A 23,543-nucleotide genomic window follows, 5' to 3' on the forward strand; every position below is an offset into this window, starting at 1 on the left:
TTTATAACTTCTCCCAAACTACACCGTTTGGTGTATCCATAACAGATATTCCTAAAGCTATTAGTTCATCTCTTACACTATCAGCAGTGGCGAAATCTTTTTCTTTTTTAGCTTCAGTTCGTTTTTCAATTAATTTTTCTATTTTATTTTTTGTATCTTCATTTATTCCAAATTGGAAGTATTCATATGCATCATTAAAACATATTCCTAAAATCTCATTTATAAATTCAAAGTTTGCAATTAACTCTTTTTTTAGGTTTTTGTCTTTTGGATTTTTGTCTAATTTATCATTTGCATTATTTATCATATCATCAACTATAGAGATAGCTTTTGAGCTATTTATATCATCATTTAGGGCACTTAAAACTTTTGCTTTAAATTCACTGTTTACAGCTGAGGCAGTGCTTCCATAAACTCTTTTTTTCACTCTATAATATTTATCAAGTCTTTTTTTAGATGAGATTAAATCCTCTTCATTGAAGTTAAAATCTGTTCTATAATGGGCTGTTAATAAATAAAATCTTACAACTTCACCACTATAAGATTTTAAAATATCTTTTAAGAAAAATGAATTCCCAAGTGATTTACTCATCTTTTCACCATCAATAGTTACAAAACCATTGTGCATCCAATATTTTGCCAACTCTTTATGGGAAGAACATCTAGTTTGTGCAGCTTCATTCTCATGGTGTGGGAAAAGTAAATCAGCTCCTCCTCCATGAATATCTATTTGAAAATCTTTATCTTTGTATGCTAAGTGTTTTTGAATCATAGCACTACACTCTATGTGCCAACCTGGACGACCTTTTCCAAAGTTAGCTTCATATGACACATCATTTGCTTTTTCAAACTTCCATAGGGCAAAATCAGATGAATTTCTTTTTTGAGTATTTACTTCAACTCTAGCAATTGAGTTTTCATCACTTGCTCTTTTTGAGATATTTCCATAAGATTTATCTTTTGAAACATCAAAATAAACACCATCTTCGATTATATAAGCGATATCTTTTGAAAGTAAATCATTTATCATCTCTATCATGGCTTCTAGATTTTGTGTTGCTTTTGGTTCAATTGTATTATCTAAGATATTAAGTGAATGCATATCAGCTTTGTAAGCATTTATGTATTGAGTTGTGATATCTTCTAAAGATCTTGATGATTCGTTCATTTTTTTTATGATTTTATCATCAATATCTGTAAAATTTTTTGTCATAGTCACATTTATATTATTCATTTTTAAGACTCTATGTAACATGTCAAAAGCAATGGCACTTCTGGCATGACCAAGATGAGAATCATCATATACTGTTGGTCCACAAACATATATCTTTGCTTGGTTTTCAACTATTGGTTCAAATAAAACTTTCTCTTTTTTTACAGAGTCATAAATGAATACCTTTTCCATTATTTAAATAAAGCCTCTAATTCTGAAGTATCTTTTCTTCTTTCATCATTTGGAATTTCTGTTGAACCTTCACTGCTTTGCGTATTATCTCCAACTTCCACAAGTTCAATTTCACATTTTGTAAGCATTGAAGCTAGTCTAATATTTAAACCTGATTTTCCAATTGCTTTTGATTTTTGGTCACTTGAAATTGTAACAATTGCTTTATCTTTTTCATCATATTTTTCAGATTTCATAATTTGAACACTTTTGATAATAGCTGGACTTAAAGCTCTTGCTACAAACATTTCAGGAATAGTTGAATATTCAACACAATCAATATTCTCTCCATGCAATTGTTGACTAACTGCTGTAATTCTAACACCTTTAACTCCAACAACAGAACCAATAGGATCTATTTGTGGATCCATAGTTGAAAGTGCTATTTTAGCACGACTACCTGGGATTCTTGCACTTGCTTCTATTGTGATTCTTTCATCTTTTAGTTCAGGAACTTCTAATGCTAAAAGAGATTCAAGAAATTTAGGGCTTGTTCTTGATAATTCAATTATTAAACCATTTGTTTTATCAATATTAACAGCTTTTACTACAGCTTTTAAGTTATCTCCTACTTTAAAAGTTTCACCTTTTATTCTACTTTTTCTAGTAAGCATACCTTTTACTTCACCAATTTCAACAAAAGTGTTCTCAGCTCTATCAACTCTTGTTACAGAACCATTTATGATTTTTCCGATTTTAGATTTGTATTTTGATACAAGATTTTCTTCTATATATCTTTGAAGTCTATATTCAAAATTGTTATGAAGAATTGTTGCGGCATTTCTTCCCATATTTTCAAACTCTAAATCATAATCTAAAAAGTCTCCAATATCTAAATCTGCATCAATCTCTTTTGCTTCACTTAAAGGAATAAAATTTTCAGGGTTTATAATGTTGTCATATTGATCAACTTCTTCACCTTGAAGTCTTTTATCATCATCTTTTACAACTTCAATTTTTTGAAAAAGTTTTAATCTTTTATTTTTTCTATCAATCTCTGCATCAAAAATTAAAGTATGATCAACCATCTTTTCACCAGTTTTAATTAGTGCTTCTTTCAACGCAGTTTCAACATGCTCAGATTTAATTCCTTTTTCATAAGCAATAGAATCTAATATATCAATTATTTTATCCATTTATAACCTTTTTTTTAACATTGAACTATGATTTTTGTGATTTTCAATGTGAATGTAGAACAATATTATATCTAAAACTTCTTTTATAAAAATAAAAGTAACTTTAAGATAAAATATATAGTTAAATTTAAACATAAAAGGCTTATAGAGATGGAATTATTGTTCGCAAGAAACGAATTGAATGAAAAACCAAAAAAAGTAAAAATTGATAAGATAGTTGAAGAGCTAAAAGAACTTGGACAAAAAATATTTTATTTTGATAAAGATAATTCACATAAAGATATGATGGCATTAGTAGATGGCTTAGAAGGTGAAGGGTTTAATGTATATTTTAGAGAAGTAAAATATGGTTTAGCTGAGGATGAGTATATGTATGAGGTACATGCACTTTAATTTAAAGTGAAATTATAATGAGTAGAGAAGAATCTAAAAAATTATTTATACAAACGCTTGGTTGTCAGATGAATGATACTGACAGTCAACACATAATTGCTGAACTAGAAAAGTATAAAGATTATAAAACAACTGATAATATGGAAGATGCAGATCTTATTATTATCAACACTTGTTCAGTACGAGAAAAGCCAGTTCAAAAACTTTTTTCAGAAATAGGGCAGTTTAATGCAAAGAAAAAAGATGGAGCTAAAATTGGTGTTTGTGGTTGTACTGCCTCACATTTAGGAAAAGATATTATTAAAAGAGCGCCTTATGTTGATTTTGTTGTAGGTGCTAGAAATATTTCAAAAATAAAAGATATTATTGATGTAAAGGGTGCTGTTGAAATTTCAATAGAAAATGATGATAGTACTTATGAATTTGCTAGAAGTGAAACTTCTATGTACAAAACTTCTGTAAACATTTCAATTGGGTGTGATAAAGAGTGTACATATTGTATTGTTCCTGCAACAAGGGGTGATGAGATATCTATCCCACCTGAAATGATTGTTCAACAAATCCAAAAAGATGTGGACAAAGGTGCAGTAGAAGTTATGCTTTTAGGGCAAAATGTTAACTCTTATGGAAGAAGATTCTCAGATAAAAGAGCAAAAACAACTTTTACTAAACTTTTGCAAGAGATATCTAAAATAGAGGGTTTAAGAAGAATAAGATTTACATCTCCCCATCCTTTACATATGGATGATGAGTTTATTGAAGAGTTTTCTTCTAACCCAAAAATTAGTAAATGTATCCATATGCCACTTCAAAGTGGTTCTACTTCTATTTTAAAAGCTATGAAAAGAGGATACACAAAAGAGTGGTTCTTAAATAGAGCAGAAAAAATTAGAAGACTTGTACCAAATGTTAGAATTACAACTGATATTATTGTTGGTTTTCCAGGGGAAACACAAGAGGATTTTGAAGATACTATGGATGTAATAGAAAAGGTTAAATTTGATCAAATATTTAACTTCAAATATTCTCCTCGTCCAAATACAGCAGCCTTAGCTTTAAAAGATCAAGAGATAGATGATGAAATTGCAGGTGCTAGATTAATAAAAGTAATCGACTTGCATAAAGAACATTTAGTTGAACACATGAATTCATATGTTGGAAAAACTGTTGAAATTTTAGTTGAGAATCTAAAATCTGATGGTGAAGTTTGTGGATTTACAGATAATTGGTGTCAGGTTTTTGTAAAAGGAAGTGATGAACTTCTTGGAAAATTTGTAAAAGTAAAAATAAATGATGCAAGCAGAACAGCATTAAAAGGTGAAGTAATAAGCGAATGAAGCTTTTTTTTATAACACGAATTGTGCCATTTTTTTTGCAATTATTTGTAAGATTTGTATATTTAACAAATAAAAAGAATTTTCACCATCCAAAAGAGTTAAAAGATGATGTTTACATCGTCTCTTTTTGGCATGGTGAACTTTTAATGCAACCATTTAATTATCAAAAACTTAAACCAAAAGGTAAAGTAAGTGCTATGATAAGTGACCACAAAGATGGAGAAGCAATTACTAAAACTGTTGAGTATTTGGGAATTTATTCTATTAGAGGATCAAGTACTAGGGGTGGAACTAAAGCTTTAATTGGTGCAATAAAAGAGTTAAAAGGTGGAGATGATATTGCAATCACTCCTGATGGTCCAAAAGGGCCTAGATTTTCTGTTGCTGATGGAATAGTAGCAATTCATAAGAAAACTGATGCTAAAATTTTAGCATTCAATTGTAAGCCAAGTAAATATTGGCAATTTAATTCTTGGGATAAGTTTATTATTCCAAAACCATTTGGTGTGATAGATTTTTATGTGAGTGAGCCGTTTAGTGTATCGAATTTAGATATGCCCCAAGCTAAAGAGTTTATACAAAATAAACTTTTAGTTAATGCAATGAAATAAAAGAGGTTTTTATGTTTGCAAAAAATTCTCAATATATAAGTATTTTAAAATATGATACACAATTAAAAATTGACTTTAAAAAACTTAAAAATGAAGATTTAGATAAAACAGAAGAATCAACTTTTATAATCCATGATGAAATACTTTCAAGGGATATCGCACAAAAAATAAATCAATGGCAAGAAGCAATTCCTAAAACTTTTATTTCAACTTTGTGTTTATGCCAAGATGAAAAGATAATCAATAAAACCAATAAAAAGCTATTAGAATACTCAAAGGTTCAATTAAATAATAGTTTTGATGTGGTTGTTAAAAAAGAGAAACTTTTTGAAGTAGAGCACTATTTTGAGTTTACTGGATTAGATTATGTATTTTCTCCTTTTCAAGTTTTAAATCTTCATTTAGAACAAAATCCAACTTCTAATACACTAGTTGTTTTAACAGTTAGCGATTATATTTATATTGTAATTGTAAATGAGTTAAATAAGATTGTTTTTAATAAAATACAAAAAGTTCCTGAGTTCAAAGATATAAAAAGCTCTAGATTTTATGAATCAGAAGTATTGGGTCAAAAACTTTATGATGAAGTTTATTTTTTAGAATTACAAAATTTTATTTCTAAAACACTTAAAGAATTTTATACTAATAAAAGCGAGTGTTTTGTAGATAAAATAGATATTTTGTATACAATTAAACAATTAAGTGATGAACAAATTCAGCAATTAGAAGACGATATAATGATAAGTACGCATTATCACTATATTTCATTAAAAGATTCTATTTATGAACTTTCAAGAGGTCCTAATAGATTATTACAAACTTATGTAAAACCAAGAGTTAAAAAAGGCAAGTCTTCAACTAAATGGATTATATTACTATTGATATTTTTATTAGCAATAACTGGTAGTGGGATTTATTATAAAGATAAAGTTGTACAGATTGTTCAAAAAATTAAAACAATTAAAAAAGAAGAACCTAAAAAAATAACTATTGAAAAACAATATACTTTGCCAAATCATATAAATGCAAATAATCAAATAAGAGATGATATAGTAGTTTTATTAAATGCAGTTCCTTATGATATGGTGGTAGACACTTTAGAAGTTAAAAGTGATAATTCTACAATTACTGGTAAAATGCTAACTCCTGATTCTTATATTAAAGATATACAGCCTAAACTTTTAAAATTTTATAAATACTCAAATATACAAGTAAAAGATTCAAAAAATATTGCTCTTGATGTAAGTATATATAATAGTGATCCCGTTGAAATTGATACAAGTAAGATATATAATGAGGCACTTCCAAAATATATAAATGATGGATTTATGCCTGTAAAAAGAGTAAGTGATCAGTTGAAAATTATATTGCCAAAAAGTGCAGTGTTAGTGTATGATTCAACATTTAATTTAAATATTTCAACATACAATTATAGAGTAAATATGATAATAAATTCACCTATAGAGTTTTTTAATTTATTGAGTAACTTAAATAAAGAGTTATACTCAATAAATGTATCTTATCCAATAATATTCTTGAAAAATCAAGATTTAAGTATTGAAGTAGATTTTGGACTTCAATTTAATCAGAACAGATAGTTTACCAAACTTTTAGTTCCTTATAAACTGAGTCTCTTTCAACTGGAATAAATCCAGAATTTTTAATCAAATCAACAAATGAACTAATAGGTAGACCATTTGCACTTGCAGCTCCTGCTGCACTTTGAATTGATTCTTTTTCTATTGTTCCATCTAAATCATTTGCTCCAAATTCTTGTGCTACAAGAGCTAGTTTAACAGTAGAAGTTACCCAATAAGCTTTTATATTAGGAATGTTATCCAGTAAAATTCTTGAGATTGCCATAGTTTTTAGTATCTCTTGTCCTGTTAGGAAATCTTTTACTTTTAAGAAATTATTTTCTTTTTGATAAACAAGAGGAATAAAGGCATTAAATCCACCACTTTTGTCTTGTAAGTCTCTTAATCTTAATATATGGTCAATTCTATGCTCTCTTGTTTCTATATGTCCAAAAAGCATAGTAGCATTACTCTTTTTGCCTTTTTTATGCCAAAGTTCATGGATATCAAGCCATTGTTGTGAAGTGACTTTCCCTCCACAGATTCTTTTTCTCACCTTTTCATCAAAGATTTCAGCTCCACCACCTGGCATTGAATCAACACCATATTCAACCATCAAATCAATTATCTCTTCATAACTTTTATTATACTGCTCACTCAAAAAATGAATTTCTGCTGCTGTTAAGGCTTTTATGTGGATATGTGGATAAGCAGTTTTTATTTTTTTGAAAATTTCTAAATACCATTCCAATCCAGTTTCTGGATTATGGGCAGATACTATATGGACTTCTTTTATGCCATTTAATGAAGAGTTTTTAACAACTTCCATAATCTCTTCATGTTTTAAAGTATAAGGTTTTGGATTTTTTCTACTTGCACTATATGCACAAAATTGGCATACATCTTTACAAATATTTGTAGGATTTATGTGTCTATTTATGTTAAAATAACTTTTTTTGCCATGTTTTTCTTCTCTTAGTTTATTTGCATATTTACCTAAAACAAATAAATCTAAATCATAAAGCTCTAAAGCTTCTTCATAATTTAATCTTTCATTTTTCTCTAACTTCTCTATAATACTCATTTTATTTACACTCTATTTCTTTTTTAAATTTTCCATTATGTTCATTTATAAATCCATAACACTCTTGTTTGGTTTCTTCATTAGTAAAACCAACTTTAAATAATTTACTTCTTATTCTAGTTTCTTCATCTTCTACTTGTGAAACATTATATACCGTCACATTACTTACATTTTTATAGCCAAGTGAACTTAAAACTTCTGTTATTTTAGCGTCCCTTGATAGTGTGATTAATAAATATCCAACAATAGCTAAAATAATTAAAACTACTATAATAATTATACTTTTTCTAGGTATTTTTCTAACTTCTGTTTTACTCATATTGTAAATTCCTTTAATGGCTTAAAATTATCTTCACTTTTATCATAAAAATCAATATTCCCAGTTTCTATATCATAATACCATCCATGAATTAAAACTTCACCATTGTCAAATCTTTTTTTTACTTCAGGATAAGTTAATAAATTTTCAAGTTGATTTCTAATAGAGTTTCGCTCTGTTGCTCTATATTTCTCTTCTAGTGTTGTAAATTTTTGGCTTTTTAAAGTTCTTTGTTTAGCTTCTTCACCAAGTTTAAGCCAAACTTTTACATGTACCATTTTAGGATCATCTGAAATGTCATCATATAAAGCTTTACATGCACCACAGTGAGAATGCCCACAAATAATAATATTCTTAACATTTAGAACAGAAACTGCAAACTCAATAGCAGCAGCACTTCCATGGAAGTCTTCATCTTGTTTATATGGTGGCACAAAGTTACCAACATTTCTTAAAATAAACATATCACCTGGCTGAGTATCTAACATCAATTCAGGAGTAACTCTACTATCTGAACAACCAATAAATAGAACCTCTGGTCTTTGTCCTAATTGAACACTCTCTTTTAAATCTTTTTCAAAGTAAGGGAAATATTCTTTTTTGAACTTTTCGTTCCCTTTTATCAATCTTTTAATAGTATTCATAATTTCCTTCCAATTATTTTTTAATTAGTTTACAAACTTTTTGTAAATCATTTATTGAAACATCTATTTTAGAAATAAGTCTAATGATAGCACTTTTTACTGTTGGTTGCCTAATCGCACCTACTATATAACCTTTTTCTAAAACTTTTTTTTGTATTTCTAAAACTTTTTTGTTTTCACCAATGTCATAAGCTATGATTAAAGACTTTGCTTCAATTCCTAACTCATCTTTTACAACTTCTTGTCTATTTTTAATTTTCGTTTTTATTTCATTTGTATTTGTTAATATATATTTCAAAGATTCATTAGCTAAGGCTATGTCAAATAAAGATGGAGCAGTTGTGTAAATAACAGCTTTTGCTCTATTTATCAAAAAATCAATTATATTCTTTGATGATAAAATATATGCTCCATAGCTTCCATAAGCTTTTCCAAGAGTTCCCATTTTTATGTGATTTTTTTGTGGTTTGATATTGTAATAATCAAATATTCCTAAAAGATTCTCTCCAATAACTCCTGAACTATGTGCTTCATCAACTATTAATAAAGCATCATATTTATTTGATATATCGAAGAACTCTTTATGGGGAATATTTCCACTCATTGAATAAACACCCTCAATGGCAATAATGAATCTACCTTTTAATTCTCTAGTTTTAATTTTATTTTCTAAATCTTGGTAATCATTATGTGAAAAAAGAATTACTTGTTCTTTTTTTAACAGTTTTGTAGCAAGTATTCCACTTGCATGATACTCTTCATCTATAAAAAGTGTATCACCTTTTCGAACTAATGCTTCTATCATAGAGACATTTGCCAAAAATCCACTTCCCACCACCAAAGCTTCTTCAAATTTGTTTGCTTTTTTTAAATCATCTTCAAATTTTTTGTGAATTTGACTATATCCATTTACTAAGATTGAGGCTTTTGGGGATTTGTATTTTTGTTTTAACACATTTTCATAGGCATTTTTGAAAAGTGTTTCATTACTTGAAAGACCTAAGTAGTCATTTGAAGCTAAATCTATTAGCTTTTCATCAAATATCTTTCTTTGTCTATATAAGTTAGATTTTTTTATAGCATTAAGTTCTTTTTCGTACAAAAGAATCTCCCTAAATTTAGTTAGGGATTATAGTTAATTATTCATTAAATACGATTTAAGCCTTTTGGCTATGTTTTTGCTATTTTTATAAGTTAGTATTCAATATTAATTTTTTATATACAAGTCTTAAATTTACAATCTTTATAATTGACATTCACAAAAATAGTCAAATATTAAAGATTGTTTATTGAACTTCCAAACTCTCTTTTACAAGCAGTTCAGCAACCTCTTGATAAGCATATACAAATTTTTTGATATTTAATTCTTTTAGCATTTTTTTCTCTTCTATACTATCAACTTTTACAACCAAATTTGCATCTTTATAAAATGATAAAACAGCAGTACAAATAAGACTTATTTTATTTATATTATCAAGTGTTATTATGATACTTGAAGTTTCATCCGCTTTCAATGACTCCAATACTGGAAGTTTATCTAAGTGTCCAAAGTATGCTTTAAAGCCCCTTTTTCTAGCAAGTAAAACATGTCTTAAGTCATCTGAAATAATTACAAAAGGCACTTTTTTTTCTTCCAAAGTATTTGCAATCATTCTTCCAAGCATTGAATATCCACAAACAATAGTATGGTTTTTTTGATCAATTGGTGTAATTTTATCTGACTCATAAAACTCAACTACAAAATAAGAAGCTAATTTATAGATATTATTTACAATAAAAGGTGTAATTATCATAGATAAAACAGTAACTAAAATCAAAAATTTACTTAATTCTTCTGATATAATATTATTACTTGCAGCAAGGGCGAAAACTGCAAAAGAGAATTCTCCCACTTGACAAAGGGCAATCGCTGATTTTACCGAGTCACTTTTATTTTCTTTGAACTTAATAATAAAATAAATTACAGCCGCTTTTATAGCCATAACAGCTACAAAAATTAGTAATACATAATGAATATTTGAAAGTAAAAAACTAACATCTATTTTTGTCCCAACTGAAAAGAAAAATGTACCTAAAAGTAAATCTTTATAAGATGAAATATCTGATTCAACTTTTACATGAAAAGAACTATCCGCAATAATCATACCAGCAATAAAAGCTCCAAGGGAATATGTAAATCCTAAACTATGAGCTAAAATAGAAGTTCCAATTACTATTGATAAAACAGAAGCTAAAAATAACTCTTCAAGTTTTGTTTGAGTAGAAAGTCTTAAAAGCAATGAAATAAGTCTTTTCCCAATTATAAACATAAAAGCTATAATACCAACAGCTGAAACTACTGTTTTCAAAAGTACTTCTTGCAAACTTAATGTATCATTTGATAAAAAGCTAATAAGTAAGAGTATTGGAATTACTGCTAAATCTTGAAATATCAAAATTGCAGTTGCTCTTTGTCCATATGGTGTATATATATCTTTTGATTGTTTTAAATAAGTTAAAACAATCGCAGTTGAAGATAATGAAAATGCAAGTGAGATTATTAAAGATGAATTCGTGTCAATTGAAAAAACATATTTAGAAATAACAAATATAATAACGGCACTAATAAATACTTGCGATAAGCCATCAAAAATTAGAGCATTTTTCATTCTTTTTAGTTTTTCTATAGGCATTTCTAATCCTATAGAAAACATCAAAAATACTATACCAAATTCAGCGATTAAATTTAGAGCATCAAGATCTTCTTCACCATTAAAGTTAAACAAAGTACTTATTAGTGTACCAGTTATGATATATCCTAAAATATGGGATATAGATAACTTTTTAAATATGATATTTAAAATGGTTGAAATTGATAATGATATAAATAAAATAAATAGTATTGATTCCATACGATATATTATCAAAAGAAATGAAACAATAGAAAAATTATTTGTATATAAAATATCCAAATAATGATATAATTTTTCAAAGGATGAATATGTTAAATAAGTTTAAAATTTTTTTAAGTCATGGTAAAACTCACATTTTCGAAATAATATTAAAAGGTCTTTTTTGGTTAGCCCCAATTGTTGCTATTACTGTCATCATTAACTGGATATATGGAAAAATAGATGCAATAACAGGATATCTATTTAAAACTATTGGGATAAATCCTGAACATTTTCCTTTTATTTGGACGATTGTTGGTGTTTGTTTACTTTTATTTATTGCATATATTGTTGGAATCTTTGTAGAAACAAGACTTGGAGATTTTGTTCAAAAGATATATTCTAAAGTACCTGGATATGAGACAGTTAAAGAGCTTATAAATATATTTAATACTTCAAAATCTGGTGAAAAGAAAGTATTAGTTGTATTAATAAGAGGATTTTCTAAAGAAGATTACAATATTGGACTTATGTACTCTACTAGTGAAAGTATTATTAAAGACCATTATACCGTTACTCTTTCAATGACTCCAATTCCAAATGGTGGATTTATGTTTGAAGTACATAAAGATAAAATTTTAGTAATAGAAGAAGCAACTTTTGATACCAATTTACAATATTTATTATCAATGGGTGTAAAATCAATGGCAGATATTTTAAAAATAGAACCAAAAGCTATTGATGAGTTTAAAACTATTGTAGAATATTTGGAAAATAAAAAATCTTAAAAATCTTTGGTTTTTAGGGTTTATTCAAACTAAATATTATTTTTTTTCTGATATAATCGCTTACTAATAAAACACTTTTTTAAAGTAGCTATCATGACAAATAAAAACTTAAATAAACACCTTGCTGAACAAACAGTAATGTTCGCAAGTATCACAAAATGGATATTAATTTCTTCTTTAATTGGTGCAATAGTTGGTGCAATCGTATCTTTATTTTTAAAGCTTCTAGAATATTGTGAAAACTCAAGAGAGCTACTTCCCTTTAATTATTATTATACCTTACCCTTTGCCCTTGTTATTACAGTATTTTTAATAAAAAAGTTTGCCCCAAGTGCACAAGGACATGGAACAGAAAAAGTTATTGAAGCTGTGCATAAAAAATCTGGTGAAATGGATATAAAAGTAATACCAGTAAAATTATTTGCAACTGTATTAACCATATTTGCAGGTGGTTCAGTTGGTAAAGAGGGGCCAGGGGCACAAATAGGTGCTGCTGCTGCTTCTTTTATAGCAAATTTATTTAAGTTTTCAAGACGAGATAAAAAGAAGATGGTTATTTGTGGTATTAGTGCTGGATTTGCTTCTGTATTTGGAACTCCATTAGCAGGTGCTATATTTGGTGTTGAGATACTAATTGTTGGTGCCTTGATGTATGATATTTTACTTCCATCTATTGTTGCTGGATTTTCTGCTTTTTTTGTAGCAAAAATGTTATTTGGTATTAGTTATACCTATTTTGATATTGCTTTTTATACGGTTTTTGATTTTAATTATGCACTAATAGCTAAAATCTTAATTGGTGGGATATTTTTTGGATTAGTAGCAGATTTTATTATTACTACTATGTCTGCAGTTGAAAAGTTTGCAAGTAGCTTAAAAATGAATTATATGTTAAAAGCTTTTTTAGGTGGAGTTGTAATTGTAATTCTTACAATGATTTTTGGAACTGAGTATTTAGGATTGGGATTTGAGACTATTAAAAGCTCACTGTCTTCTAGCTTTGAGCTTCACGAAAATGTGCCTTGGTATGCCTTTATCTTTAAAACTGTCTTTACTGCACTTACTTTAGGTTTTGGTGGAAGTGGAGGAGTTATTACTCCTGTGTTTTATATCGGGGCTACTAGTGGAAACTTCTTTGGTTGGCTAGTTGATGGATATATTCCACTATTTGCTGCGTTAGGGTTTGTAAGTGTTCTTGCAGGTGCTACTAGTGCTCCAATTGCAGCTATGATTATGGCAGTTGAACTTTTTGGTATGAATGTTGCCCACTATGCAGCTTTATCAATTATAATCGCCTTTTTAATGACAGGACATAGAAGTGTTTTCCCTTCTCAACTTTTAGCTATGAAAAAATCAGAAGCACTAGATGTGAATTTAGGGGAAGAGATTAATAATACCCATGCAACTTATACAACTAAGTTTTTTGAAAATATAACAAAAATAGGAAAACTAATTTATAGAAAACTAAAAGAGCAAAGAGCTAGAAATAAGGATGAAGACCTATAGAGTTATATTTTCTAAAAACTCTAGTTCTTCATTTACAACAATAATTGCATCTATACAAAATGCAACATTTAGTTTTTTAGTTTGTAAATAATAATCGGCACTTCTTTTTATTTTTGATAGTTTTGATTTAGTTATATTATTTACAGCTGCTTCATATTCAAGACCAGATTTTACTTCTACAAAATGATAAGTTTCATTTTTTGAAGCAATAATGTCAATTTCACCTATTTTTTTTGCAAAAAAGTTTTGCTCAACTATTTTAAAGCCCTGTTCGTTTAAGTACTCACAAGCTTTTGTTTCTGCATATTTCCCTTTATGCTGAGTAGACATATTTTATCAACCACCACCAACAAATTGTAACAATTCTAGTTTATCATCATTTTGTGGTTTATAATTTGTCCACTCATCTTTTTTAACAATTTCCATATTTACCGCTGCTGCCATAACTTTATCTTCGATTTTTAGTGAAGTAATAATTTCTTGCAAAGAGATTCCCTCTTGAAAGTTCTTCTCTTCGCCGTTTATAATAAGATTCATTACACTTTTCCCTCATGTAGGTTTATTTTAGTAATGATTTTATCAAAAATATCTTTATGTTAAGTCAAATAAAAATATTAAGATTTAAGAGCTTGGGCAATTATTTTTATACCTTTTGTAATATCTTCTAAACTAGAGTTTGTAAAATTAAATCTAATCTCATTTTTATTTTTATTTTTTACATAAAATTCGCAACCAGGTACAAATACAACTTTTCTTTTCATACATTTATTTAAAAGTTCAAAGCTATCAACATCTTTAAATTCACCATAGACAAACATCCCACCTTTTGGTTTTTCATAAACAAATTCAGGAAGATATTTATCTAATTGTTCACAAAAGTATTCTGATTTTTCTTTGTAGTATTTTCTTAAAATATTTAAGTGGTTTTGATATTTTTTATCATTTTTTAAATACTCATTTAAAAGATGTTGAGATAAACCACAACTATGTAAATCAATACTCTCTTTTATTACTAAAAGTTCATCGATTAATTTTTTATTTGCTCTTATCCAACCAATTCGAAGTGAGGGACAAAGTGTTTTTGAAAAAGAACCTAAATGAAAACTATTATTTGGAATAAGTGAGCTTATACTTTTGTTTTTTTCATCAAAATATAGTTCAGTATAAGGGCTATCTTCTATTAATAATCCATTATTCTTTTCAACTATTTTTGCTACTTCTTCTCTTTTGTATTTAGAATAAGTTCTAGTTGATGGGTTTTGAAAATCTGGAATCAAATAACTTAATTTTGATTTTTCAAAAGCTTTTTTAAAAGATTTTAACTCTATACCATCACTTTCTAATGGAGCAGTTTTCATTTTCAAATCATTTAATTTAAAAGTATTAATTGCACCTAAATAAGAAGGATCTTCTAAAACTATAGATTTATTTTGGAAGTGTCTTGCTAAGATGTATAAAGCTTGTTGGCTTCCTGTAGTAATAAGTATATTTTCAGCTTCAGTTTCAAAGCCCTCATTACAATATTGTTTTGCAATTTTTTTTCTTAGGCTTTTAATTCCATTACTTAAACTATATTGCCAAACATCTCTTTTTTTTAAGATGTTATTTGCTGATAATTTTAAATCATCAACTGGAAATAATAAGCTATTTGGTAAACCACCTGCAAATGATATTGTCTCTTCATCTATTGCTTCAAGTATCTCTCTTATAAATGAGCGTTTCATTTAATCCTCTTTTTAGTGAAATGATATATGAATAAAATTTTTTATTCTTTACACTTTTTGCTATAAAAACTATCTATTCTTGCTAAAAATATAATATAATATTTTATGAAAAAAGAGACTTTAGAAAAACGAGCAAAAATCACTAATTACATTATGTACTATATTTACAAATATATTGATACCGATATAAATATAGATACTCTAAGTATGGATTTAAATATAAGTAAATTTCATATGCACCGTATATTTAAAGAAGAGTTTGGGAAAAATATTTATGAAGCAATTAAATCAATAAGATTACAAAAAGCCTCTACTTTACTTATTACAAATAAGTACTCAACTATTACCCAAATAGCTTCTATGTGTGGATATAGCTCACAAACTTCTTTTATAAGAGCATTTAAACAAAGATTTAATTGTACTCCTAAAAAATGGAAAAATGATGGTTATAAAGAGTACTCTAAAGAGATTTTAAAAGATTCAATTGATTCTTTGGATTTAAATATTCCTGAATTTAATATTGAAGCAAAAATTGTAAAAATGCCCAAATTAAGAGCTTATTATATAAGACATGAAGGTTATGATAATAGTATAAAAAATATTTGGCAAAAACTTTATACTTGGACACTTACAAAAAATATAAAAAATTATAAACAAATAGGTATTCATCACGATAATCCAGTAATTACACCCCTTGATAAGTGTCAATATATAGCTTGTATAGTTTTAGAAGATGAGGTTGAAATAGAAGACTCTTCTCTTCCAACATTTTTAATTCCAGATGGGATATATGCAAAATTTCACTTAGAAGGTTTTTCTGGAGATACTTTAAAATTTATGCGATGGCTTTATCACACTTGGTTATTAAATAGTGGTTATGAGACTAAAACAGCACCTTCTTATTCAATATATGAAAAGAATCATTTTTTAGAAGATGATGAAAAATTTATTTTAGATTATTATTTACCTATTACATATGTATAAATAGTACTTAATATAAAATTGGTATAATCGCAAAAAATTTTACTAGGAAAAATATGAAGAAAAAAGATTTGTTAAACTATTTATATGTTTTATTAGGAACTATGTCTTTGTCTTTTGGTGCTGTAACTTTATTATCTCCAAATGAGATAATAACAGGTGGAGGAATAGGTATTGCTTTACTTGTTCATTATGTATTTCCTAATCTTACTTTAGGTACATATATTATACTTGTCAGTGCTCCTTTTATAATTGTGGGATATATTTATTATGGTAAAAAATATACGATTAAAACACTAATTACAATGTTATTACTTTCATTCTTTACAGATTTTTTCAAAGAAGTTTTAGAATTAAAACCTTTAGTAAATGATATTCTTTTAGGAGCTGTATTTGGTGGTATATTTGTAGGATTTGGTGTTGGATTTATTATGAAAGGTAAATCATCAACAGGTAGTACTTCTATTTCAGGAGAATTAATAGCTTCAAAAACGAAGTTTAAAGTATCTGAAATATTATTAGCTCAAGATGCAGTGATTTTAATTAGTTCAATATTTGTATATGGAGATATTAAAAAATCATTTTATAGTCTTATTGGAGTTTATATTACTTCAAAAATTGTTGATATGGTATTAACAGGAAGACCATCTAAAAAAGTTGTTCATATAATCTCAAATAAGGTTGAAGATTTAACTGTACACATAAGAGAAAGAATTGAAGAGCATGGAGCTGTGATTACAGGAGTTGGTTTACATAAAGGGCAAGATAAGAATATAATCTTTGTAGCTGTTGAAACAAATAAAATACAATTATTAAGAGATATTATTTCAAAGCATGACCCAGAAGCATTTTTAATCATTTCAGAAGCTTCTGAAATACTAGGAAGAGGAACTAAAATATGAAAATAAAATTAAAAGAAATAGAAAAATTTGATATAGAGATTATTATTTTAAAAAGTTTAAAAGAGTGCAAAAAAGAAGAAAAAGAGTTATTAAAACAAAGTGGTTTCAATGCAAATGAAGGTGAAGTTCTATTTCATGGGAAAAAGTTATATGTTGGTACAAACAAACTAAAAGGCGAAGATCTAAAAATCGCTTTTTCAAATGCTATAAAAGCTATTTTAAAAACAAAATATAAAAATGTAAAAATCTCCCTTGTAAATAAAGATAAGGAATTAAATCTAAAAAATATCGTAGAAGGTTTAGTTTTAGGAGCATATTCTTTTGATAAATATAAATCAAAAAAAGAAGAAAAAGAGTTAAATGTTTTTATTGATAGCAAAGATTCAAAATACAAAAAAACTGATTTGCAAAATGAGTTAAATGAAGTAGTAGCTATTTGTGAAAGCGTTAATTTAGTTCGAAATATTGTTAATACTACACCTGAAGATTTTACTCCAATTACAATGGCACAAAAGGCAAAAGAGATATCTTTTTCAAATGGATTAGAGTGTAAAATCCAAGGGGAAGAGTATTTAGAAAAACATGGCATGAATGCTATGCTTGCTGTTGGACGTGCTTCAAGACATGAAAGCCAACTTATACATTTAACATATAAACCCAAAAATCCAAAGGGAAAAATTGTTCTTGTGGGAAAAGGTTTAACTTATGATTGTGGAGGATTGAGTTTAAAATCAGGTGAGGGTATGGTTTCTATGAAATGTGATAAAAGTGGAGCAAGTGCAGTCTTAGGAGTAATGAATTCTCTAAATGCTATTTCTTGTGAATATGAAGTTCATGGAATCTTAGGTGCTGTAGAAAATATGATTGGTGGAGATGCTTATAAACCAGATGATGTATTAGTGGCTCGTAATGGCAAAACCATAGAAGTGAGAAATACAGATGCGGAAGGAAGACTTGTACTTGCTGATTGTTTATGTTATGCCCAAGATGAGATTAAAGATATAGATTATATCTTTGATTTGGCAACACTGACAGGTGCTTGTATTATCGCTTTAGGTGAATATACAACTGGTGTAATGGGACATAATAAAAAACTAAAAGAAAAAATCAATAAAGCCTCAGAAAAATCAGGAGAATTAGTTGGATTCTTACCTTTTAATAGATATTTACCACCTATGATAAAAAGTGGTGTTGCTGATATTGTAAACTCAGTTGGTTCAAAAGCTGGAGGAGCAATAACTGCTGCATTATTTTTAGATAATTTTATAAAAGATGAGAATAAAAAGAAATGGCTACATTTTGATATAGCAGGAGCAGCTTATAGAGAAAAAGTATGGGGTTATAATCCTTATGGAGCAAGTGGAGCAGGGGTTAGACTTCTTTTAGAATTTATGCAAAATCAAAAATAGCTAAAAAAGCTATTTTTGATAATACTTAATTTTTCATTCTTCTTTTTTCATATTTTGGATAAAGATTTATAATACTTCTTTCAAACTCTTCTTTAAACATTGTAAAACTTTCAAACTCTTTAGGAATTGGTCTAGCAAGAATTTCGAAGATATCAAAACCATTTCTAGCACTATTTTTTAAAGTATTATCTAAATAGTGTAAATAAGCTATATCTTCATTTATAGCATTTTTAGTTCTATCAATTTTTCCATGTCCTGGGACTAAGATTTTATAATTTATTTTTTTTAATTTTTCTAGGGATTTTATCCAATCTGGAATATTTGCATGTGGTGTAGCAAGGGTTCTTTTATTAAAAACTAAATCAGCTGCATAAAGTATTTTAGTATTTTCATCATAAATTACTAAATCACTTTTTGTATGACCATCTAAATAAAAAAGTTTTAATTTATATCCATCTAGATTTAACTCATTTGATTTTAGTATTTCATTTGGAACTTTTATTTTAGTACCATTCATAGCACCTTGCACTAGATTATTTAGATTTGCAATATATAAATCTCCATTTTTTGCTATTTCATTTTTTGTAAATTCTGTTGAAAAGATTTCACTATTAGAAAAAGCATTATTCCCTAAGAAATGATCAGGATGGTGGTGAGTATTGATTACATATTTTATTGGCTTATTTGTGATTTGTTTTATTTTCTTTTTTACTTCTTCTCCATACTCATATGAACTACCAGTATCTATTAAAATAACACTATTTTTTGTGATAATAAAAGCAGTATTTGAAATATCTCCACCATTTTTAACAGAAAAATACTCCTCTTTTCCATAAAAATAGTAGCTATTGTTAGATAGTTTTATGGCTTTTAGTTCAAAATTAAAACTAGTAGAATATAAGAATGTTGAATAAAAAATAAATATATAAAAATATTTCATTATAATTCCAGTTTAAAATCGTTTCCTTCATTATCAAAGAAATGAATATTTAGATTTTTTACTTTCTTATTTATCTCAAAAATAAATCTAGGATTTTCACTAATTGCAGAAGTTGTTTTGATTGTTGATAATATTTTATTTGAATCTTGGATTGTGATTTTTTCTATATAAAATTCTAAGCTACCAAATATTAAACCTGTTTCCATGGGATGGAAGATTGAAGCTTTAATTCTTTTATTATTATTTTTTATAAATATCTTTCCTTTTGTTATACCTAATTTTTTTGCAAATGATTTATCTTTTGATGCAAGACTTGAAACATCACAACCTCCACCTAAACTTTTAATAAGTGCATTGTTTACATGCCATATATTTTTATTATCAAGAACCAATATTCTTAGTGGTGTTTCATTGGCAACTTTTATATTGGTAGAGAATACGGGAAGTATCTCTTTTATATCCATATCTATTATTATAGGGATTGGATTATAATCTGCAAATATAAGCATTCTTTTTGCATTCATTATTTTTGAAGCATCAATATAAATAGGAACTTGCAAGGAATTATCAGCAAACTTTGGAACTTGTATTTTGATATTTTTATTATCAAAGACATATTTATTTTCACCCATAATGGGTTTAGTAATATCTAAAAATGATGATGAATCAATTATTTCATCTGCACTTAAATTAATATTTACTATTAGAAATATAATTGTAAAAACAAACTTTTTCATTATTTTATTCCTTTTATACCTTCTTAATTATCTAAGCTTCTTAAAATTAAATCTTTTAATTTATTATTGATTATTATTGAAATATTATTAGCTTTTTCAAAACTATGAAATTTTTTATATGAGATATATAGATAAGTGTCTTTTTTATATATTGAGATGGAAAGAGGGCAAAATGTAATATTATGAATATTTTCCTCAATCATTTTTAAAGCAAAGCTTCTTTTACAAATTAATAAATTTTTACCTTTTTCTAGTGGAATACTTTTTTTTAAAGCTTTAGCAAGAGTGTTTATTGACTTTGCTAAATCAAGCTCATGGATTATTACATATCCTTGATATGAGAGTTCACTTTTTAAGTTAATTAATAAGTCTTCAAATTTTTTATTTTCAAGCTTAATAGTAAATAAATTTTTGTCCTCATATACAGTAAAACTTGCATGTAAATTTATTGAGAACATTAAGATTATAAATAGCTGTTTATACATTTTATATCCTAATTATATTTGTTTCTATTTAAGAAGAAGACAATTAGTCTTCTTCTGGAAGTGTTTCCAACCAACTATAAATGGCCCATAATGCAGAGTTTGGAATTATATCATCTGGAAAAGGTGGCATGTATACATTTCCATTTCTAACCGCTCCTCCTCTAACCATACCTAAGAAATATTCATCATCACCATCGGTTAAAAGTCTTAAGTCAGGTGCAATACCTCCCGATTTTGCTTCTAATCCATGACATCTTGCACAATTTTGATTAAATGCAGTTGCCCCAACTTCTATTGCTAATTTATTACCTGAAAATGGATTTTTAAATACATCATCTTTTACTTCTGGTAATCCTTGTGTATCAACTTTTTGTGGTGCCATATCTCCATGAGAAAAGGCTAAAGTTGTAACAGTTAATAAAACACATGTTGTCTTTCTTATTATTGACATGTCTTCCCCTTAATAATTAATTTGTGAAAGTATATCATTGGATTATAGCTTCATTATAGCCCTTAATTATCTATAAAATTGCTAAAAAAGTATGTTTTTTGAACTATTAAATTTAATTTATAATTTAGAAATATAATTATATTCCATAAAATGGTTTATTTTAGAATAATTATGTGATGGCTAAATTCAAGCTATAAATGTGTACTAAGATTATGGAATTATTTTTTTGATGAATTAGTAATCTTATTAATTGATTTAAAAAGTAAGTTTATATTAGAAGGGGAGGGATAATGATGAATAATCATTTTTTAAAGAAAATAGCATTAATCGCTTTTTTAAGTTGCATTGGATTCCAATATACTTTGGCAGATGTTAAAACTAGCAAGGTTACTTGGAAAGATATTATTAATGACCAAGATACACCTAAAGATGTTTTAGGTTATGGTATGGGACCAAAAGCACAAAGGTATTCTAAACTTACACAAGTGAATACTGATACTGTTAAAGACTTAGTGCCTGTTTGGAGTTATTCATTTGGTGGAGAAAAACAAAGAGGTCAAGAATCACAGGCTTTAGTTTATGATGGTATTATTTATGTTACAGGTTCTTATTCAAGAATTATTGCCTTAGATGCAAAAACTGGTAAAAGAATTTGGGCATACAATCATCGATTGCCACCAGATATTAGACCTTGTTGTGATGTGGTTAATAGAGGTGCTGCAATATTTGGAGATAAAGTATTTTTTGGAACATTAGATGCTGGAATTGTTGCTCTAAATAAAAATACAGGAAAAGTTGTTTGGAAGAAAAGATTTGGTTATGAAGATAGACCAAATAAAGGTTACCAAGATGGTTATACAATGACTGGTGCACCAACAATAGTAAAAGATAAAAAAACAGGGAAAGTTCTTTTAATTCATGGTTCTTCAGGGGATGAATTTGGAGTAATAGGTAAATTATTTGCCTTAGATCCTGATACTGGGAAAGAAATTTGGATGAGACCGTTAGTTGAAGGGCATTATGGAAAACTAAATGGTAAAAAATCAACTCCTTCTGGAGATCCAAAAGCACCAACTTGGCCAAATGACCCTAAAAATAAAACTGGTAAAAAAACTGCCTGGAGTCATGGTGGTGGTGCTCCTTGGCAAAGTGCTAGTTATGATTTAGAAACAAATACTATTATAATAGGAACAGGTAATCCTGGACCATGGAATACTTGGGAAAGAACAGCAGATGGTGGAGATCCAAGAGATTGGGATAGTTTATATACCTCAGGACAAATTGGTATTGACCCAAGTACTGGAGATATAAAATGGTTTTATCAACATACACCAAATGATGGTTGGGATTTTTCAGGTAATAATGAATTAGTTTTATTTGATTATGTTGATAATGGTAAAACAATTAAAGCTACAGCTCATGCAGATAGAAATGGGTTCTTTTATGTAATTAATAGATCTGAAATGCCAAAAGTTAAAAAACAAAGAGAAGATCAAGCAAGAAGATTCGTAAAAGCATTTCCTTTTGTTGATAATATAACTTGGGCAAGTCATATTGATGAAAAAACAGGAAGACCAGCGGTGGATATTAATCAATATCCACCTTTACCTAAAAAAGGTGAGAAAAAAGGTAAGGTTATCCATGTATCACCTCCTTTCTTAGGTGGTAAAAACTGGAATCCAATGGCTTATAGTCAAGATACTGGACTATTTTATCTAGGTGCAAATCATTGGAAAGAAGACTATTGGACAACACCAATACAGTATAAAAAAGGTGCTGCTTATTTAGGTCAAGGATTTAAGATAAAAAGAATGTATCCTGATCATGTTGGTATATTAAGAGCAGTTGATCCTGTAAAAGGAAAAATTGTTTGGTCACATAAAGAAAAACTTCCTTTATGGGCAGGTGTTTTAGCTACAAAAGGTGGATTAATATTTACTGGAACTGGTGAAGGTTTTGTAAAAGCATTTGATGCAAAAACTGGAAAAGAATTATGGAAGTTTCAAACTGGTTCAGGAATTGTGTCTTGCCCTATTACTTGGGAAGAAGATGGAGAACAATATATTGGTTTAGCTAGTGGTTATGGTGGAGCTGTTCCTTTATGGGGTGGTGACATGGCCAAATTGACTAAATCAGTTTCTCAAGGTGGTTCATTTTGGGTATTTAAATTAAAAAGATAAGATTAAAGTTAGATATATTTATTAT

24 protein-coding genes are annotated in these 23,543 nt (G+C 27.8%); 10 read left to right on the forward strand and 14 right to left on the reverse strand.

Annotation, left to right across the window (positions count from 1 at the left end; all coding sequences use genetic code 11):
* Position 1: 1 nt before the first annotated feature.
* Together cysS and nusA are read right to left on the reverse strand one after the other, a co-directional pair.
* Positions 2–1,405 (reverse strand): cysteine--tRNA ligase, encoded by a 1,404-nt coding sequence (cysS, locus tag CRU95_RS02235; RefSeq protein WP_129099524.1) that lies wholly within the window; start codon positions 1,403–1,405, stop codon positions 2–4.
* On the reverse strand, positions 1,405–2,580 hold the full coding sequence (nusA, locus tag CRU95_RS02240) for a transcription termination factor NusA (RefSeq protein WP_129099525.1): 1,176 nt from the start codon (positions 2,578–2,580) through the stop codon (positions 1,405–1,407). The genes cysS and nusA overlap by 1 nt, the downstream gene beginning before the upstream one ends.
* Positions 2,581–2,730: 150 nt before the next feature.
* Here nusA and CRU95_RS02245 point away from each other — a divergent pair, with 150 nt between their 5' ends.
* Genes CRU95_RS02245 through CRU95_RS02260 form a run of 4 tightly spaced genes read left to right on the forward strand, consistent with a single transcriptional unit; the run spans position 2,731 to position 6,519 of the window.
* On the forward strand, positions 2,731–2,973 hold the full coding sequence (locus CRU95_RS02245; RefSeq protein WP_129099526.1) for an HP0268 family nuclease: 243 nt from the start codon (positions 2,731–2,733) through the stop codon (positions 2,971–2,973).
* A 17-nt stretch (positions 2,974–2,990) separates the two neighbouring features.
* Complete coding sequence (miaB, locus tag CRU95_RS02250; protein ID WP_129099527.1) at positions 2,991–4,310, forward strand: tRNA (N6-isopentenyl adenosine(37)-C2)-methylthiotransferase MiaB; 1,320 nt, start codon at positions 2,991–2,993, stop codon at positions 4,308–4,310.
* Complete coding sequence (locus CRU95_RS02255; RefSeq protein ID WP_129099528.1) at positions 4,307–4,921, forward strand: lysophospholipid acyltransferase family protein; 615 nt, start codon at positions 4,307–4,309, stop codon at positions 4,919–4,921. Before miaB ends, CRU95_RS02255 begins: the two co-directional genes overlap by 4 nt.
* 11 nt (positions 4,922–4,932) lie before the next feature.
* On the forward strand, positions 4,933–6,519 hold the full coding sequence (locus CRU95_RS02260) for a hypothetical protein (protein WP_129099529.1): 1,587 nt from the start codon (positions 4,933–4,935) through the stop codon (positions 6,517–6,519).
* Position 6,520: 1 nt separating this feature from the next.
* Here CRU95_RS02260 and mqnE read toward each other — a convergent pair whose 3' ends face one another.
* The 5 genes from mqnE to CRU95_RS02285 all read right to left on the reverse strand — a co-directional run bounded on the left by mqnE (position 6,521) and on the right by CRU95_RS02285 (position 11,436).
* Entirely contained in the window at positions 6,521–7,582 is a 1,062-nt protein-coding gene (gene mqnE, locus CRU95_RS02265; RefSeq protein WP_129099530.1) for an aminofutalosine synthase MqnE, read from the reverse strand.
* Position 7,583: 1 nt separating this feature from the next.
* A complete protein-coding gene (locus tag CRU95_RS02270) occupies positions 7,584–7,901 on the reverse strand; it encodes a hypothetical protein (protein ID WP_129099531.1) in 318 nt (105 codons plus the stop codon).
* Positions 7,898–8,545, reverse strand: coding sequence for a carbonic anhydrase (locus tag CRU95_RS02275; RefSeq protein WP_129099532.1), 648 nt, complete (start codon positions 8,543–8,545; stop codon positions 7,898–7,900). The genes CRU95_RS02270 and CRU95_RS02275 overlap by 4 nt, the downstream gene beginning before the upstream one ends.
* A gap of 13 nt (positions 8,546–8,558) precedes the next feature.
* Entirely contained in the window at positions 8,559–9,647 is a 1,089-nt protein-coding gene (locus CRU95_RS02280; RefSeq protein ID WP_129099533.1) for a pyridoxal phosphate-dependent aminotransferase family protein, read from the reverse strand.
* 184 nt (positions 9,648–9,831) lie between these two features.
* A complete protein-coding gene (locus tag CRU95_RS02285) occupies positions 9,832–11,436 on the reverse strand; it encodes a cation:proton antiporter (protein WP_129099534.1) in 1,605 nt (534 codons plus the stop codon).
* Between the two features lie 89 nt (positions 11,437–11,525).
* On the opposite strand from CRU95_RS02285, the gene CRU95_RS02290 reads away from it, so the two are divergent.
* Positions 11,526–12,203 carry a DUF502 domain-containing protein gene (locus tag CRU95_RS02290; RefSeq protein ID WP_129099535.1) on the forward strand — a complete coding sequence of 226 codons (678 nt, stop codon included), beginning with the start codon at positions 11,526–11,528 and terminating at the stop codon, positions 12,201–12,203.
* Positions 12,204–12,296: 93 nt separating this feature from the next.
* On the forward strand, positions 12,297–13,709 hold the full coding sequence (locus tag CRU95_RS02295) for a chloride channel protein (RefSeq protein ID WP_129099536.1): 1,413 nt from the start codon (positions 12,297–12,299) through the stop codon (positions 13,707–13,709).
* On the opposite strand, the gene CRU95_RS02300 is transcribed toward CRU95_RS02295, so the two are convergent.
* From CRU95_RS02300 to CRU95_RS02310, 3 genes are all read right to left on the reverse strand, one after another.
* Complete coding sequence (locus tag CRU95_RS02300) at positions 13,704–14,039, reverse strand: YraN family protein (protein ID WP_129099537.1); 336 nt, start codon at positions 14,037–14,039, stop codon at positions 13,704–13,706. The two genes, CRU95_RS02295 and CRU95_RS02300, sit on opposite strands and share 6 nt — an antisense overlap.
* 6 nt (positions 14,040–14,045) lie before the next feature.
* Positions 14,046–14,246, reverse strand: a complete 201-nt coding sequence (gene thiS, locus CRU95_RS02305; protein ID WP_129099538.1) for a sulfur carrier protein ThiS — start codon at positions 14,244–14,246, stop codon at positions 14,046–14,048.
* A gap of 77 nt (positions 14,247–14,323) precedes the next feature.
* Positions 14,324–15,433, reverse strand: a complete 1,110-nt coding sequence (locus CRU95_RS02310) for a PLP-dependent aminotransferase family protein (RefSeq protein WP_129099539.1) — start codon at positions 15,431–15,433, stop codon at positions 14,324–14,326.
* A 105-nt stretch (positions 15,434–15,538) separates the two neighbouring features.
* On the opposite strand from CRU95_RS02310, the gene CRU95_RS02315 reads away from it, so the two are divergent.
* From CRU95_RS02315 to CRU95_RS02325, 3 genes are read left to right on the forward strand one after another with little or no spacing between them, the layout of a single operon-like run.
* Complete coding sequence (locus CRU95_RS02315; RefSeq protein ID WP_129099540.1) at positions 15,539–16,417, forward strand: GyrI-like domain-containing protein; 879 nt, start codon at positions 15,539–15,541, stop codon at positions 16,415–16,417.
* A gap of 53 nt (positions 16,418–16,470) precedes the next feature.
* Positions 16,471–17,316, forward strand: coding sequence for a YitT family protein (locus CRU95_RS02320; protein WP_129099541.1), 846 nt, complete (start codon positions 16,471–16,473; stop codon positions 17,314–17,316).
* Positions 17,313–18,725: a leucyl aminopeptidase gene (locus tag CRU95_RS02325; RefSeq protein ID WP_129099542.1), complete on the forward strand. Its 1,413-nt coding sequence runs from the start codon at positions 17,313–17,315 to the stop codon at positions 18,723–18,725. The genes CRU95_RS02320 and CRU95_RS02325 overlap by 4 nt, the downstream gene beginning before the upstream one ends.
* Before the next feature lie 25 nt (positions 18,726–18,750).
* Here the strand turns inward: CRU95_RS02325 and CRU95_RS02330 are convergent, their stop codons facing one another.
* The 4 genes from CRU95_RS02330 to pedF are packed head-to-tail and all read right to left on the reverse strand — an operon-like array spanning position 18,751 to position 21,338.
* Positions 18,751–19,665, reverse strand: coding sequence for a quinoprotein relay system zinc metallohydrolase 1 (locus CRU95_RS02330; RefSeq protein WP_129099543.1), 915 nt, complete (start codon positions 19,663–19,665; stop codon positions 18,751–18,753).
* On the reverse strand, positions 19,665–20,402 hold the full coding sequence (locus CRU95_RS02335; RefSeq protein WP_129099544.1) for a quinoprotein dehydrogenase-associated SoxYZ-like carrier: 738 nt from the start codon (positions 20,400–20,402) through the stop codon (positions 19,665–19,667). Before CRU95_RS02335 ends, CRU95_RS02330 begins: the two co-directional genes overlap by 1 nt.
* A 23-nt stretch (positions 20,403–20,425) precedes the next feature.
* On the reverse strand, positions 20,426–20,887 hold the full coding sequence (locus tag CRU95_RS02340; protein ID WP_129099545.1) for a DUF302 domain-containing protein: 462 nt from the start codon (positions 20,885–20,887) through the stop codon (positions 20,426–20,428).
* 43 nt (positions 20,888–20,930) lie between these two features.
* Positions 20,931–21,338 carry a cytochrome c-550 PedF gene (gene pedF / locus CRU95_RS02345; RefSeq protein ID WP_129099546.1) on the reverse strand — a complete coding sequence of 136 codons (408 nt, stop codon included), beginning with the start codon at positions 21,336–21,338 and terminating at the stop codon, positions 20,931–20,933.
* 290 nt (positions 21,339–21,628) lie between these two features.
* Between pedF and CRU95_RS02350 the strand changes: the two genes are divergently transcribed.
* Entirely contained in the window at positions 21,629–23,518 is a 1,890-nt protein-coding gene (locus CRU95_RS02350) for a methanol/ethanol family PQQ-dependent dehydrogenase (RefSeq protein WP_129099547.1), read from the forward strand.
* The last annotated feature ends 25 nt before the right edge of the window (positions 23,519–23,543 follow it).

This window comes from Arcobacter sp. F2176, from assembly GCF_004116465.1.
Classification (GTDB): Bacteria; Campylobacterota; Campylobacteria; order Campylobacterales; family Arcobacteraceae; genus Arcobacter; species Arcobacter siniprincipis.